Annotated in this window: 10 protein-coding genes; 7 read left to right on the top strand and 3 right to left on the bottom strand. The window is 55.4% G+C overall.

Features of this window, described 5'->3' with window-relative positions; translation table 11 throughout:
• The first annotated feature begins 26 nt into the window (after positions 1-26).
• The 4 genes from groL to LX66_RS23290 all read left to right on the top strand — a co-directional run bounded on the left by groL (position 27) and on the right by LX66_RS23290 (position 6,791).
• Positions 27-1,661 carry a chaperonin GroEL gene (gene groL / locus LX66_RS23305; protein WP_145717918.1) on the top strand — a complete coding sequence of 545 codons (1,635 nt, stop codon included), beginning with the start codon at positions 27-29 and terminating at the stop codon, positions 1,659-1,661.
• Positions 1,662-1,911: 250 nt separating this feature from the next.
• The gene (locus LX66_RS23300) at positions 1,912-2,406 is read left to right on the top strand and encodes an FKBP-type peptidyl-prolyl cis-trans isomerase (RefSeq protein ID WP_145717916.1); all 495 of its coding nucleotides are present in this window, start codon (positions 1,912-1,914) and stop codon (positions 2,404-2,406) included.
• A 45-nt stretch (positions 2,407-2,451) separates the two neighbouring features.
• Complete coding sequence (locus tag LX66_RS23295; protein WP_145717914.1) at positions 2,452-3,894, top strand: L-serine ammonia-lyase; 1,443 nt, start codon at positions 2,452-2,454, stop codon at positions 3,892-3,894.
• A 143-nt stretch (positions 3,895-4,037) separates the two neighbouring features.
• Positions 4,038-6,791 (top strand): TolB family protein, encoded by a 2,754-nt coding sequence (locus tag LX66_RS23290; protein WP_145717912.1) that lies wholly within the window; start codon positions 4,038-4,040, stop codon positions 6,789-6,791.
• A gap of 3 nt (positions 6,792-6,794) precedes the next feature.
• Here the strand turns inward: LX66_RS23290 and LX66_RS23285 are convergent, their stop codons facing one another.
• Positions 6,795-7,274, bottom strand: a complete 480-nt coding sequence (locus LX66_RS23285) for a hypothetical protein (RefSeq protein ID WP_145717910.1) — start codon at positions 7,272-7,274, stop codon at positions 6,795-6,797.
• Positions 7,275-7,324: 50 nt separating this feature from the next.
• On the bottom strand, positions 7,325-9,979 hold the full coding sequence (locus LX66_RS23280) for a valine--tRNA ligase (protein WP_145717908.1): 2,655 nt from the start codon (positions 9,977-9,979) through the stop codon (positions 7,325-7,327).
• A gap of 355 nt (positions 9,980-10,334) precedes the next feature.
• On the opposite strand from LX66_RS23280, the gene LX66_RS23275 reads away from it, so the two are divergent.
• Complete coding sequence (locus LX66_RS23275; protein WP_145717906.1) at positions 10,335-11,489, top strand: hypothetical protein; 1,155 nt, start codon at positions 10,335-10,337, stop codon at positions 11,487-11,489.
• 34 nt (positions 11,490-11,523) lie between these two features.
• Positions 11,524-13,635: a M64 family metallopeptidase gene (locus LX66_RS23270; RefSeq protein WP_145717904.1), complete on the top strand. Its 2,112-nt coding sequence runs from the start codon at positions 11,524-11,526 to the stop codon at positions 13,633-13,635.
• A gap of 16 nt (positions 13,636-13,651) precedes the next feature.
• Here the strand turns inward: LX66_RS23270 and LX66_RS23265 are convergent, their stop codons facing one another.
• Positions 13,652-14,668 carry a threonine aldolase family protein gene (locus LX66_RS23265; protein WP_145717902.1) on the bottom strand — a complete coding sequence of 339 codons (1,017 nt, stop codon included), beginning with the start codon at positions 14,666-14,668 and terminating at the stop codon, positions 13,652-13,654.
• A 313-nt stretch (positions 14,669-14,981) separates the two neighbouring features.
• Between LX66_RS23265 and LX66_RS23260 the strand changes: the two genes are divergently transcribed.
• On the top strand, positions 14,982-15,839 hold the full coding sequence (locus LX66_RS23260; RefSeq protein WP_145717900.1) for a sigma-70 family RNA polymerase sigma factor: 858 nt from the start codon (positions 14,982-14,984) through the stop codon (positions 15,837-15,839).
• Positions 15,840-15,849: the final 10 nt, after the last annotated feature.

Genomic DNA, 15,849 nt, shown 5'->3' with positions numbered 1-15,849 from the left:
TTAAAACCTAAAAATCATTTACGATTATGGCAAAACAAATATTCTTTAACACTGATGCCCGCAACAAAATGAAGAAGGGCGTTGATGTCCTGGCCGACGCAGTGAAAGTGACCCTGGGTCCTAAAGGCCGCAATGTTGTTATCGAAAAGAAATTCGGCGCTCCGGGTGTGACCAAGGATGGTGTGACCGTTGCTAAAGAGATAGAGCTGGAGGATCCTATCGAGAACATGGGCGCCCAGATGGTGAAGGAAGTAGCTTCCAAAACTGCCGACGTGGCAGGTGATGGTACTACCACTGCCACCGTACTGGCCCAGTCCATCATCGGCGAAGGTTTAAAGAACGTAGCTGCCGGCGCTAACCCTATGGACCTGAAACGCGGTATTGACAAAGCCGTGAAAGCTGTAGTGGAAAACCTGAAAAAACAATCTGAAAAAGTAGGTAGCGACAACCAGAAAATTGAGCAGGTGGCCGCTATCTCCGCTAATAACGACTCCGAGATCGGTAAGCTGATCGCCGAGGCCATGAACAAAGTGACCAAGGACGGCGTGATCACCGTTGAGGAAGCAAAAGGCACCGACACTACCGTAGAAGTAGTAGAAGGTATGCAGTTCGACCGCGGTTACCTGTCCGCTTACTTCATCACCAACAGCGAAAAAATGCAGGTAGAGCTGCAGAATCCCTACATCCTGATCTACGACAAGAAGATCAGCGCCATGAAGGACATCCTGCACATCCTGGAAAAAGTAGCACAGCAGGGCGCACCCCTCCTGATCATCTCTGAAGACCTGGAAGGCGAAGCACTGGCTACCCTGGTGGTGAACAAACTGCGCGGTACCCTGAAAGTGGCCGCTGTAAAAGCCCCCGGCTTTGGCGACCGCAGGAAGGAAATGCTGACCGACATCGCTACCTTGACCGGTGGTATCGTGATCAGCGAAGACCAGGGTTACAAACTGGAAAATGCCGACCTCACTTACCTGGGCAGGGCAGAATCCGTAACCATCGATAAAGACAACACGACCATCGTAGGTGGTAAAGGCGAGAAGAAAGATATCCAGGCCCGCATCAGCCAGATCAAGGCCCAGATAGAAGTAACTACTTCCGACTACGACCGTGAAAAGCTGCAGGAACGCCTGGCCAAGCTGAGCGGTGGTGTGGCCGTACTGTATGTAGGTGCTGCTACCGAAGTGGAAATGAAAGAGAAGAAAGACCGCGTAGACGACGCCCTGCACGCTACCCGCGCTGCCGTAGAAGAAGGCATCGTAGCAGGTGGTGGTGTGGCTTACATCCGTGCAATCGAAGTGCTGGAGTCCCTGAAAGGCGACAACAACGACGAAACTACCGGTATCGCCATCATCAAACGCGCCATCGAAGAGCCCCTGCGCCAGATCACTGCTAACGCTGGTATCGAAGGTTCTATCGTAGTGCAGAAAGTAAAAGAAGGTAAAGGCGACTTCGGTTTCAATGCCCGCACGGAAGCTTACGAAAAGCTGATCTCCGCCGGTGTAATTGACCCGACCAAAGTAACCCGTATCGCCCTGGAAAATGCCTCCTCTATTGCAGGCATGCTCCTGACCACCGAATGCGTGGTGGCCGACAAACCCGAGCCCAAGCAGGCTGCTCCTGCTATGCCCGGCGGTCACGGCATGGGTATGGACTATTAATACCCGGTACAAGGTACCCTTACATGATAGGCACGGTTGCTGCGCAGCAGCGACCGTGCTTTTTTTGTAACATTTCCCGTTTTCCGGCGTTTAACAAATGAAACCCTGTGAAACCGGGCATGATAAACATTGCTTACACAGGGGCGAGGTTTATCTCGGTTATAATAGACATTTATAGGACTCGATGCATCTTCGATGTCATCCGACCCGTAAAAAATTAAATATTGACGGATGAAACAAAAATTGAGGAATGAAGCTGATTTTACAAACTAGCCTTTACTGCATTACCTGTATACTGCTCTCCGGCTGCGCCAAGAAAGAGTCTTCCGCTCTGCTGGAAAACATGGACGACGCTGGCACCGGCGCAGAGCAGGCCCGGATACTGCAGTATATTCACTCCCACAACCTGCAACTGACGAAAGATCCTACCGGCTTGTATTACGCCGTAATTGACAAGGGCGACAGCACCAGCTTTATGACGCTGGAAAATGTGCCCTACATCACCTATACCCGCCGTTTCCTGGACGACAAGCTGATAGACGTTGCCCTCGGGCCCACCGATTTTGACGGCCGCCCGCTCAAGGATCACATCGCCGGCTGGCAGATCGGGCTGCAGAAAGTGGCCAAAGGCGGCCGGATCTTCATGATCATCCCTTCCGCCCTCGGTTTTGGCAATATAAGCGTGGAAGATATCCCGGCCAACTCCGTGCTGGTGTGCGAAGTAGGGCTGGTGGATTTTAAATAGCCACTGCCAACTTTTCCCTACCTTTGGCGCCAAAACACCAAAACAGTGGCACAGGAAAGCATTTCCGTATTTGATATTTTCAAGATAGGCGTAGGTCCCTCCAGTTCGCATACCCTGGGTCCCTGGCGGGCGGCGCTGCGTTTCCTGCAGGAGCTGGAAACCGCCTCCCGGCTGGATGCCGTGGAAAGGGTAGGGGTGCTCCTGTACGGTTCCCTGGCCAAGACCGGCCACGGCCACGGTACCGATATTGCAGTGCAACTGGGCCTTTCCGGCGACGATCCCGTTACTTTCGACGTGAATAACATCAACGCCAAGGTGAATGATATCCGCCGTATGAAAAAGCTGCTGCTCAACGGCCGTCATGAAATTGACTTTGACCCCCTCGAAGATATTGAGTTCCTCTACGAAGAAAGCCTGCCTTTCCATCCCAACGCGCTTACCTTCCTGGTGAGCTTTAGCGGCGGGGAGCAGCAGGCTTTCACCTGGTATTCCACGGGCGGCGGCTTCGTGGTGAAGGAAGGTGAGCAGGCGGGCGTAGCCGGCACGGCCGGTATAGCCTCCGCGGAACTGCCTTTCCCGGTAGACAATGCGCGCCAGCTATTGCAATGGTGCATCAAGACCGGCTATTCCATTTCCGAGCTGGTGATGGAGAACGAGCAGGCCTGGCGCTCCGAAGCGGCCACCCGCGAAGGCGTGCTGCACATCTGGGAGGTAATGCGCGACTGCATTTTCCGGGGCTGCCATACCACAGGCGAGCTGCCGGGCGGCCTGCGGGTAGCGCGCCGCGCTGCCGCGCTGAACAAAAAGCTGCTGCAGGGCCGCACTTACCACGATTTTGATTCCTGGATCGCCGCGATCCGCGGCGGTGGCAACCACTTCGCCTATACGCTGGACTGGGTGAGCTGCTTTGCCCTGGCGGTTAACGAAGAGAACGCCTCCTTTGGCCGGGTGGTGACCGCCCCCACCAATGGTGCGGCCGGCGTGATCCCCGCCGTGCTGCAGTATTATATCACCTTTTGCGATGGCTACCAGCCCGCAAAGATCATCCAGTTCCTGCTTACCGCTTCCGAAATAGGCAGCATCTTTAAAAAGCGCTCCACCATTTCTGCCGCCATGGGTGGCTGCCAGGCGGAAATCGGCGTATCCTCGGCCATGGCCGCCGCCGCCCTTACCGAATGCCTGGGCGGCGCCCAGCGCCAGGTGCTGATGGCTGCTGAAATAGCCATGGAGCACCACCTGGGTCTTACCTGCGATCCCATTGGCGGGCTGGTGCAGGTGCCCTGCATAGAAAGGAACACTATGGGCGCCATTAAGGCCATAACCGCCTCCCAACTGGCCCTGCAAAGCAATCCCGAGCTGGCCAAGGTATCCCTGGACGCTGTAGTGAAAACCATGTGGGAAACCGCCCTGGACATGAATTCCAAGTACAAGGAAACCTCCGATGGCGGCCTAGCGGTGAATATTCCCATCAGCCTGCCGGAATGCTGATTTGCACATTTAATATATTATATTAGCAGATCAGCGTATCAGCACAGCACCACATGAAATGCACCATTCAACCACTCTATCCGGTCCCTGCCGCCTGCACAGTTGCACATCTGCTCATCCTTTTACTGTTCCCTTCCTTGCTTTTGGCCCAGCGTTTCGGCGGCAACCCGCCCTCCCTGCAGTGGCGGCAGATCAATACCGATACCGCCCGCGTTATTTTTCCGGCCGGGCTGGAGGCACAGGGACAGCGGGTGGCGGATATTGTGCATTACCTTAACCGCCAAGCGCGCACCTCCATAGGTAACCGGCAGGGCAAGGTGGACATTGTGCTGCAGAACCAGACCCTCCTGTCCAACGGCTATGTGCAACTGGGGCCTTTCCGCTCGGAGTTTTACCTGGCGCCGCCGCCTTCCTCCCTGGAGCTGGGCTCCCTGCAGTGGGAGGATCAACTGGCGCTGCATGAATACCGCCATGTGCTGCAGAATATCAATTTCCGCCAGGGGATCTCCAAAGTATTCTCTTACCTGGGCGGAGAGCTGGGACAGGCGGCTGTGACCAATATCGCGGTGCCCAACTGGTTCTGGGAGGGCGATGCGGTGACCATGGAAACAGCGCTCAGCGCGCAGGGCAGGGGACGCCTGCCCGCTTTCTTTGACGGTTTCCGCGGCCTGGCGCTGTCCGGCGAGGATTACTCCTACATGAAGATCCGCAACGGTTCCTACCGGGATTATGTGCCCAATCACTACGAGCTGGGATACCTGCTAAGCACCTACGGCCGTAACCATTACGGGCAAACGTTCTGGAAAGACGTCACCACGGATGCGGTACGCTTCCGGGGATTATTTTACCCGCTTTCGCAGAGCCTGCGCCGCAGAACGGGGCATAATATCACCGGTTTTTACCAGGCCGCCATGCAGGAGTATAACCAGTGGTGGAAGGAATATGCGGCCAGGAAGGAGATCACCCCGGCCAGTCCGCTGCTGCCCCCGGCCAAAGTAGTGACCAACTACCGCTACGTGTACAGCGCCGGTCCCGGCCAGTGGGTGGTGCTGAAAAGCAGCTACCAGCGCATACCCGGCTTTTACCTGGTGGACAGCAGCGGGCACGAGCAGCTCATTACCCGCCCCGGCAGCCGCTTTGACGATTTTTTCAGCTACAGCAACGGCCGCCTGCTATGGACCGAGGCCCGCTACGATCCCCGCTGGGGATGGAAGGACTATTCCATTATAAAAATGCATGACCGGGCTAACGGCAAAACCTATACGATCACGCATCACACAAAATATTTCTCCCCGGACATTACGCCGGACGGCGAACGGATCATTACCGCCTTCACTACACCGGGGCAGCGTTACGGGCTGCACCTGCTCAATGCGCATACCGGCGCCCTGCTCAGCGCCCTGCCCAACCCGGATAACTGGTACTATACCTTTCCCCGCTTTACGGCAGACGGCGGCGCCGTGATCAGCCCCGTGCGCAACCGGGAAGGGCAGATGGCCCTGGTCCGGCAATCCCTGGCAGACGGCGCCGCTACGCTATTGACCCCCTTCAGCTACAACGTGATCGGTGCGCCCGTGGTGTCCGGTGATACGGTGTACTTTACCGGCTCCCGGAAAGACGTGAATAATATATACGCGGTGACGCTGGCGGATAAAAAGCTGTACCAGGTAACGGACCGCCCCAACAGCGTGCTGCATGCCGCAGTCAGCAACCGGCAGTTGGTGTTCAGCGAATTCACCAGCAATGGCTATTCCCTTTACACCGCCCCGCTGCGGGCCGGCGCCTGGCCGGAAGTGGATACCACGGTGAATGCGCACAGCGCCTGGCTGCGCCCCGATTTTAAGGAAGGCGGCAACATACTGGACAGCATACCCGCCCGGCATTACCCGGTACAGCCGTATCATAAAGCGTACGGCCTTTTTAACCTGCACAGTTGGGTGCCCACCTTCGATGATCCGGATTACAGCCTTACGCTGTACGGGAATAATGTGCTGAACACCGCATCTACCGCCATTGGCTATACGTATAACCGCAACGAGGGCAGCTCCACGCTGGGCGCCAATTTCCTGTACGGGGCCTGGTTCCCTTACCTGCAGGCAGGGGTGGACTATACGATTAACCGCTCCGTGCTTACGCAGAACCGCGGCCGCCTGTACTGGAACGAGCTGGACTGGCACGGGGGATTCACCATCCCGCTGATCCTGTCCTCCGGCTTGTATGGCAGGAGCCTTTCCCTCAGCAGCAACTATCACTATTTGCAGACCTACGCCCGGGGCTTCAAGTTCGTGGACGACGGCGTGCAGTATCTCAGTAACGCCCTGGTATTCAATAACCAGCGGGTAAAGGCCCCGCAGAACATATTCACCCATTTCGGGCAATACCTGTACCTGCAGTACACCCATTCCGTAGACAATGTGCCGGCGCACCAGCTCTACGGCCGAATGGACCTGTACCTGCCAGGCCTGTTTCCCAATCACAACCTGGTGCTGCAGGGCGCTTACCAGCGGAAGGACACCATGCAGCGCTATTCCTTTTCAGATAATTTCGTATATGCCAGGGGGTATAATGATCCCTTTTACCAGCACATTTTCAAGCTGGGGGCCAATTATCATTTTCCCATCGTATACCCGGACTGGGGCTTTGCGCACCTGGTGTACCTGCTGCGCCTGCGGGGCAATGTGTTCTATGATCACAGTGAAGCGTATGATTTCAGGGCTAAGGTCACTACCCGCTATGCATCCACGGGAGGGGAGCTGTTCTTTGATACGAAGATCGGCAATACCATTCCTTTCACCTTCGGCGTCCGCTACAGCCACCTGCTGGACCAGGACCCGGCGGATAACGCCCGTAACCGGTTTGATTTCATCCTGCCATTGCAGCAGCTTTTTAGTTATTGAACGTCACCGGACCACAATTCTTAGTTCGGGAACACGGTAGTATTTGTCCTCCTGCCCCGCGGGGCCGGGATATTTAATGATAATGTTATCGAAGAAAAGGACCTCGCCGGTGGACAGCATGTCCTTTAAACGGCTGCTCCAGAGGGGGGAGAGCTTGTCGGACCGGAAGGAGTCCCCGATGTACTCCGTATAGAAGCCCGGCCGGCCGGTGGTGTCGTTCAGGTAGGGTTCCTTTTGTGCATAGGTGAGGTCAAAGGATACCACGGGATATTTGTTGTTCTGCTGGTCGCGCACTACCAGGGAGGAATCCAGCAGCTTCACCACTTCCGGGCGGGGCAGGGTATCGCTCAGGAAAACGCCCCAGGTGGTACGGAAGCGGAGCGGTTTTTTATTCCCTGTTTTGCCCTTACCGGCAGATTGCGCACATACCTGCGCGCAACCCGCCAGTAACAGCCCGTACAATAAAAAGGTCTTTCGTATCATAGTATAAGTAAGCAGCGGCATCTACATTTAACGTTTGCTGCCGCTAAAAATTACATCTGCTTCAGGCTCTCCATGATCACCCGTATCTTTTCCTCCGCATCGGCTTTTTTCTTGCGCTCTGCGGCCACCACTTCGGGTTTGGCGTTCTGGACAAAACGCTCGTTGCCCAGCTTTTTCTCTACAGATGCCAGGAAGCCCTGCTGGTATACCAGGTCCTGCTCCAATTGCGCCTTCTGGGCGCCGGTATCCAGCGTCTTTTCCGTTTCAATATAGAGTTTGTCCTTTTGCACCACCAGGGTAATGCCGCCCGGCACCGCCGTTTTCGTATACACGATAGCTTTGGCATTCACCTGTTTGGCCAGGATGCTTTCTATCTGGCGGAAGGCGTTTTCATGATGGGTATCAATGTGCAGGGTGATCGGGTCCTTCGGTTTGAGCTGGTGCTTGTTGCGGGCGTCGCGGATGCTGCTGATCACCTCTTTGGCCAGCGCGCCTTCCACCAGGATGGCGTGGCCCGGCGCTGCCACCGGCTGGAACTGCCGGATGATCAGGTCGTCGCCTGCGGCCCTGGTTTGCAGTTGCTGGTACAGCTCTTCTGTTACAAAAGGCATGAAAGGGTGCAGCAATTGCATCAACTGCTCAAAGAATTGCAGCGTCTGGCGGTATACGCCGGTGGCAATCGGCTGTTCAAAGCCGGGCTTCACCCACTCCAGGTACCAACTGCAGAAATCGTCCCATACCAGGCTGTAAATGGTTTTCAGCGCCTCGCTCAGCCGGAAGTCCCTGAACAGTTGGTCCACCTCCTGCCGTACTTCCCGCAGGCGGCTGTCGAACCATTGGATGGCGAATGCGCTTTCCGTGCTGTCTTTTTCTTCGGCTGACTGCCGGGCTTCCCACATTTTCACGAGCTTCAGCGCGTTCCATATCTTGTTGCAGAAATTGCGTCCCTGCTCGCAACTGGCTTCGTCAAACAGGAGGTCGTTGCCGGCAGGAGAAGAGATCATGATGCCAAAGCGCACGGCATCCGCGCCAAAGCGGTCTATCAGCTCCAGCAGGTCCGGCGAGTTGCCCAGGGATTTGCTCATCTTGCGGCCCAGCTTGTCGCGCACCATGCCGGTAAAGTATACATCGCTGAAAGGCTTTTCCTGCTTGTATTCCAGGCCGGCCATGATCATGCGCGCCACCCAGAAGAAGATGATATCCTGCCCGGTTACCAGCACGCTGGTAGGGTAGTAGTAGTCTATCTCTTTATTGCCTGGTTGCGTAATGCCATGGAACACCTCCATAGGCCACAGCCAGGAGGAGAACCAGGTATCCAGCACGTCCTCGTCCTGCCGCAGGTCCGCCGCTTGCAGGCCGGCAAAGTCCGGCCGGGCATGGAACTGCGCCAGCGCCTGTTCCGCTGTTTCGGCTACCTCAAAGCTGCCGTCCGGCGCGTAATAGGCCGGGATACGTTGTCCCCACCACAGTTGCCGGCTGATGCACCAGTCCTTCACATTCTCCATCCAATACCTGTAGGTGGCCAGGAAGCGGTCGCCGGGATGTATGCGTACATCACCGTTGACTACGGCCTCCAGGGCCGGTTTGGCCAGCTCCGCCATCTTTACGAACCACTGCGTGCTGATGCGCGGCTCCACCACGGTATCGGGATTGCGCTGGCTGTATCCCAGGCGGGTGGTGTATACCTCCTCCTTGCTCAGTATGCCCTGCTCCTGCAATGCAGCCACTACTTTTTTCCGGGCGGTAAAACGGTCTTCGCCAATGAACACGCCGGCGGCGGCGCTCAGCGTACCGTCTTCGTTCAGCGTGTCCACCACTTCCAAGTGATGTTTCAGGCCCAGGTTGTAGTCATTGATATCATGCGCCGGCGTTACTTTCAGCGCGCCGGTGCCAAAGGAGGGGTCTACGTATTCGTCGAATATCACGGGCACCTTGCGGTTTACCAGGGGCACCACGGCATAACGGCCCCGCAGGTGCGCATAGCGCTCATCGGAAGGGTTTACGCAAATGGCGGTATCGCCCATGATGGTTTCGGGGCGCTGGGTGGCAATGGTAATGAAATCGCCGGTAGCATTGTTCTCGCTGTCCACGATGGCGTAGTTCACGTAATATAGTTTGCCCTGCAGGTCTTTATATTCCACTTCCTCGTCGCTCAGCGCCGTTTTGGCCTTGGGGTCCCAGTTGATCATGCGCGCCCCACGGTAGATCAGTCCTTTCTTGTACAGGTCGTTGAACACTTTGATCACCGCCTCGTAGTAATGATCGTCCATGGTAAAGGTCACCCGGTCCCAGTCGCAGGAGCAGCCCAGCTTTTTGATCTGCTGGTAAATAATGCCGCCGTACTTGTCCTTCCACTCATAGGCATAGCGCAGGAATTCCTCGCGGCTAAGCTGGGATTTCTCAATGCCTTTCTCGCGTTTCAGCATGTCTACCACTTTCGCTTCGGTGGCTATGGAAGCATGGTCGGAGCCGGGCACCCAGCAGGCGTTGAAGCCGCTCATGCGCGCATGGCGCACCAGGATGTCCTGTACCGTTTCATTGAGGGTATGCCCCATATGCAGCACCCCGGTAACGTTGGGAGGGGGTATCACGATCGTAAAGGGCGGGCGGTTATCAGGCTGGCTCCTGAAATAGCCCTTGTCTGTCCAGTGCCGGTACCATTTTTCCTCTGTAGCTGCCGGTAGATAATTCTTAGAAAGTTCCATGCTTGTCATTATAATAGGTCTGCAAAAATATAAAATTCCAAAACCCAAATCCCAAATTCCAATCCGGGGCAGCCACCTGGCCACAAATAACCGTTCAGTATCAGTTGGGGGCCTGCCTTGCATTTTGGGATTTGGGATTTGGGATTTTACGTTTATCTCCTCAAATCTGCCAGATATTAAACTTTTCAAGCCAACCACCAACTTCAGGCGGGCAACTTTTGGCAGAATGGCCTAGTATTGCGGGGAAATTCATTGTCCATAACCCCGAAACCCGTATCGCAGCACATTTCGGCGTTACACCCGTATGGAGGATGGACCCTGAAGCTCATTTTTTTATAACCCCAAAAGAAAGATCATGAAACCGAACACCACTCATTTGCTTCCGCCGGGAAGCGAACAACGGAGGCCCGTCCACCCGCTGTACAGGAAGCTTACCGCCCGGATCAGGACCCTGCTGACGGTCATGTTCTCCTGCGTGCTGGTATATCCCGCGCCGGGGAGCCGTATCCTGGCAAACCATCCTGCTGCATACCGCCACCCGGCAGCGGAGATCAGCATCCGCTATGACGCCAAAAGCGGCAAAATGTCCATTAAAGCCGCCGATGTGCCCCTGTCAGAGCTGATCAGCAGCCTGGAATCTTCTTACCAGATCATGCTGTTCGTTACGGAGATATCCCTGGATACCCGTATTACCTGCAACGTGGTGGACAAGTTCATTGACGATGCGCTGCGGGAGGCCCTGCCGCCGGCGGCCCGTTTCTTCTACCGCTTCAAAAAGGGAGACGTTGAGCTGGAAGACCGCCGCCCGGAAACCAAACAAACCGGTGCGCGCAATGTAGCGCCCACCCTCAAAGCCCGCCTGCAGGCCCAGCCCGCGGCCACGGCCATCAAGGCTACCAGCGTGCCGGTAACGGCCAAACGGGTAGCCAGGACCGCCACCCTGGCCAGCCCGGCTACGGTAGCAGGTACCGCCGCGATCAGCCGCACGGCCACTTTGGCGCCCACTGCGGGCAATATGCCCCTGCGCGTGGCCGCCACCGGCATCCGCGCCCAGCAACTGGTAAAACCGGTCACCTTGCAGCAGTCAGATGACTACTATGTAAAAGTAGTGGTAAGGGTAACGCCCAACGGCTACGAGCCGGTGAGCTATTCCCGGGTGAATGGTCGCCTGGTAGAGGACAGCACCGCTACCAGCGAGTATGTGTACCAGTTGAAGGACAACGGCCGCGAAGTATACACCGGCTCCTTCCAGGACCCCCTGGAAATGCACGCCTATTCGCCGGACGGCAACCATAAGGTGCTGCAGGCAAAGGAAGCCTATATCAATATCACCCTGCCCAGGCAGGTGCTGGACAAGAACGCCATAAAGGCCCCGTCGCTGGAATTTTCCAAAGTGCGCGGGGAGGCCGTACCGGAAAGCCGTAACGTGAAAATGCTGCAGGCCAATGCCCTGCAGCGTAAAGGCGTGATCAGCACCGATGCATTGCAGAAAGTGATCCGCCGTCAATAACCCCTTTCGTTCACCCCAACAAAAAGTATTCAAGATGCAAAAGATATTCCTGGGCATATTATGCTGTGTGCTGTGCGCAGCCTCGCAGGCCCAAACCGTAACGGAGCTGTTGCGCAACGGCGCTAACGGCGCCAAGCTGAACCTCGTCATCATCGGCGACGGCTTCACTGCCGCTGACCAGGCAGCCTACAATACCCATGTGAACAACCTGGTGAGGAACCTCTTCAACCAGGACCTGTTCGACGAAACGATGGATGCCTATAACATTTACCGCATCAACGCCAATTCCACCCAGTCCGGCGTTACCAGGGTGGATGCAGACGGTAACGTGACCACCGCCCGCAACACCGCGCTTGACTACCGCTACAGCGGCATATGGGACCGCTGCTGGATGGAGCCCGGCCCCAATACCGCCACCCGGCTCAATAACATCCTCACTTCCCTGGTGCCGCAGTACAACTACGTGTTCATTATCCTCAATGAGACCGGTTTTGGCGGCTGCGCAGGCGGCGGCAGGCTGGCCATCACCCGCGGCACCAACGACAACGATCCCGGCTGGACCGTAGCCGCGCATGAAATGGGCCATATGGTAGGCCTGCTGGCCGATGAGTACACCGTGGACTGTGAAGTATACAGCGGCGCAGAGCCCACCGCGATGAACGTGACCACGAACACGAACCGCAATACCCTCAAAGGCCAGTGGAAGAATTTCGTACCGGCATCCCGCGCCGTGCCCACTACCACCGGCTGCGGCGCTGCTGCACCTGCAGGTATTGATACGGACAGGGACGCCGGCCTGTTTGAAGGCGCGCAATACACCGGCCAGGGCAAGTTCCGCCCGGTGGTGAACTGCCGCATGCGCGGTAACTCGCCCCTGTTCTGCCCCGTATGCTACAACGAAATGCAGACCCGGGTAAAGCCTTACCGCAGCTATAATTTCAATAACTCCTATGCAGGCGACTTTACCGGCGACGGCAGGGGCGACCTGGCGCTGCACTTTGGCAACAGCCTGGCCCTGTACAGCTCAGATGGCGGGGAGATGAACCACATTTTTACCGCTACCGAAAGGGTGAACACCGGCGGATCAAGCTGGCAATTCACACCTGGCGACAAGTTCTACGTAGCGGATTTCAACGGCGATGGCAAAAAAGACCTCTTCGTGTTCAACGGCACCAACTGGGGCAGCCATGGACCGTATTTTGCCCTGCTCCGCTCCAATGGTAACGGTTTCGACTGTATTAAAAGATATGACAAACTGCTGGAAGGCTGGCAGATGTCCGCCGGCGATGATTTTTACGTAGGCGATTTCGACGGCGACGGCAAGGACGATTTCTACATTGTGAACACCACCAACTGGAGCACCAAATATGTAGGCATGATGAAGTCCACCGGCAGCAAGATGTCCTTTATAAAAAGGTATGACAACAACCTGGGCGCGCCCGGTTACTGGATCATGAACAAGAATGACAGGTTCTATGTGGGCGACTTCGACGGCGATGGCAAGGACGACCTGTACCTGGCCAACCTCAAGGACTGGAGCACCAACTATGTAGGCATGGTAAAATCCGCCGGCAACAGCGTAAGCTGCATCAAAGTGTTCAGCAACACCCTGCCCGGCTGGACCATGGCCGATAACGACCAGCATTTTGTAGGTGACTTCAACGGGGACGGGAAAGCGGACATGTACGTGTTCAACGGTACCAACTGGAACCCGGAATACCTGCTGATGGTACGCTCCACCGGTAATGACCTGGCTTATGTAAAACGCTACGATGGCGTGATACCGGGCTGGGAAATGGCGCCCAATGACCGCCTGTACCTGGCCGATGTGAACGGCGACGGCAAAAAGGACCTGTACATTTATAATACCAGCAACTGGGACAAGGAGTACCTGGGCATACTCCGCTCTTCCGGTGCGGCTTTGAGCGGCACCTGGCAGAAGGACTGGATCGGTAGCTGGAACCTGGGCGGCGTGGACAAACTGGCCGTGACCAATTTCAACGGCGGCGCGGGCTACGACGACCTGTTCATTTACAACACGAACTGGTTCGGCATGCTCCGCTCCAATACCAGCAGCCTGTCGCAGGTATACCTTAGCCCCAACTATATTCACAACTTTAATTATCACAAGCTGGGCTGGTGGTAAACACCCGCATATTTTTTTACATCAGGCTGATGATCTCACAGGTCCGGTCCACCATTTCCCTGGTAACGTCCAGGTGGGTGACCATACGGACCTGGGTGCCGGAAATAGGCATCACCCTGATGCTTTCTTTTTCCAGGTGGGCGGCAAAGGAGGCCGGCGTCCAGTCGCCCGCCACTTCAAAAATGAGGATATTGGTCTCCACCGGCAGCATGTGGCCGGTAAAGTTCTTCTCCAGCAGCGTGTGCGCGATCTGCTTGGCGTGCTGGTGGTCTTCCTCCAGCCGCTGCAGGTGGTTTTCCATGGCATAAATGCCGGTGGCGGCCATATAGCCTGCCTGCCGCAGGCCCCCGCCCAGTTTTTTGCGGATACGGCGCGCTTCCCGGATAAATTCTGTGCCGCCCAGCAGTACGGAGCCCATGGGGCAGCCCATGCCTTTGTTGAGGCAAACGGAAATGCTGTCAAAAGTCTCACCGTAGGCTTTAGGGTCCTGCCGGGTAGCGATCAGGGCATTGAAGAGCCGGGCCCCGTCCAGGTGCAGGCGAAGGCCATGCTCCCGGCATACGGCCCGGATCTGCAGGATCTCCTCCCAGTCATAGCAGCAGCCTCCGCCGCGGTTGGCTGTATTCTCCAGGCATACCAGGGAGGTGCGGGCCTTGTGCACATCATCGGGGTTAATGGCTGCCGCCACTTCCGCCGCGCTGATCATGCCGCGCTCGCCGGTGAGCGGCCTTACCTGGGCGCCGGCATTGAAAGCGATGCCGCCTCCCTCATAGATGTACACATGCGCCAGGTGGCTGCAGATCACCTCGTCGCCCGGCAGGGTATGCGCCTTTATGGCAACCTGGTTGCTCATTGTGCCGGAAGGGCAGTATAGGGCTGCCGCTTTGCCAAAAAAGTCTGCCATCATGGCTTCCAGCCTGTTCACGCCGGGATCCTCCCCGAACACGTCGTCACCGGTTTCAGCAGCCAGCATGGCCTGCAGCATGCCCGGGGTGGGTTTGGTGAAGGTATCGCTCCTGTAATCTATGGTCATTTTGTTAAAGAATTTGCAATAGCGTTCAGTATAAATTAGTTAAGAAGCTAATTTAAAGATGATTTATTATCAATTGTTAAAAATTGCTTAAACTAACAAAAATTGACAAATAAAGCGCTATTAAAATCCGTTATAAAAGAGTAATTTGTTATCATGCAGATTGTGTCGGGAAGTATTTGGAAGAGTGAAGTATTAGCACGATCTTTGCAGGCTAATTTGTCAGTCGGGAAAATTTTGTAAGATATAAAATTTCTTATTTGCAACAAAATTATTACTAGGCTGTTATTATTTCGTAAACCAATTCACTTTTAATATGAGGCAACTTAAAATTGCCACCCAGATCACCAACCGTGATTCGCAGGCGGTAGAAAAATACCTGCAGGAAATTTCAAAGATCCCTTTGTTAACACCTGAGGAAGAGACCGTATTGGCGCAACGTATCAAAATGGGCGACCAAAAGGCTCTTGAAAGACTAACAACCGGAAACCTGCGTTTCGTAGTTTCCGTTGCCAAGCAATATCAGCACCAGGGGCTTAGCCTCAGCGACCTTATCAATGAAGGCAATTTAGGCTTGATCAAAGCAGCGCAGCGGTTTGACGAAACCAAAGGTTTCAAATTCATCTCATACGCCGTATGGTGGATCCGCCAGTCCATCCTGCAGGCGTTGGCAGAGCAGGGCAGACAGGTCCGCCTGCCGCAAAACAAAATTGGCACATACAATAAAGCTAATAAAGCTTACATGGCATTTGAACAGGAGAACGAGAGAGAGCCTTCTACAGAGGAACTGGCAGAGATCCTGGAAATGTCCGAATCGGAGATCAATAACATTTTTCAGAGCAATACACGCCATATGTCACTGGATGCACCGGTACACGAAGCAGAGGATGTGGCCATGGGCGACTTGCTTGAAGGTGGAGATATTACCGATGATGATGTAATGCGTGACTCGCTGCGCGAAGAGATTCGCCGGGTATTGAAATCCTTGAGCCCGCGGGAAGCAGAGATCGTTAACGCTTATTTTGGTCTGGATGGTGAAAATGGAGCAACAATCGAGCAGATCGGTCAAAAATACGATCTGACAAAAGAAAGGATCCGCCAAATCAAGGAACGCGCCATAAAAAGGCTGCAGAAAGCACGCTACAGCGGCTCACTGAAATCTTACCTCGGCTGAGGCAGGGGGA

The organism is Chitinophaga japonensis (genome assembly GCF_007830125.1).
GTDB classification, from domain to species: Bacteria; Bacteroidota; Bacteroidia; order Chitinophagales; family Chitinophagaceae; genus Chitinophaga; species Chitinophaga japonensis.
Note: the sequence above shows the minus strand (reverse complement) of the source record. Positions and strands in the feature narration are given on the sequence as shown.

Bases quoted from the DNA above. Each gene is read 5' to 3' on its own strand.
- LX66_RS23270 (WP_145717904.1), top strand. From the start codon at position 11,524: ATGCAAAAGATATTCCTGGGCATATTATGCTGTGTGCTGTGCGCAGCC.
- LX66_RS23285 (WP_145717910.1), bottom strand. From the start codon at position 7,274: ATGATACGAAAGACCTTTTTATTGTACGGGCTGTTACTGGCGGGTTGC.
- LX66_RS23260 (WP_145717900.1), top strand. From the start codon at position 14,982: ATGAGGCAACTTAAAATTGCCACCCAGATCACCAACCGTGATTCGCAG.
- LX66_RS23300 (WP_145717916.1), top strand. From the start codon at position 1,912: ATGAAGCTGATTTTACAAACTAGCCTTTACTGCATTACCTGTATACTG.
- LX66_RS23280 (WP_145717908.1), bottom strand. From the start codon at position 9,979: ATGGAACTTTCTAAGAATTATCTACCGGCAGCTACAGAGGAAAAATGG.
- LX66_RS23275 (WP_145717906.1), top strand. From the start codon at position 10,335: ATGAAACCGAACACCACTCATTTGCTTCCGCCGGGAAGCGAACAACGG.
- groL (WP_145717918.1), top strand. From the start codon at position 27: ATGGCAAAACAAATATTCTTTAACACTGATGCCCGCAACAAAATGAAG.
- LX66_RS23265 (WP_145717902.1), bottom strand. From the start codon at position 14,668: ATGACCATAGATTACAGGAGCGATACCTTCACCAAACCCACCCCGGGC.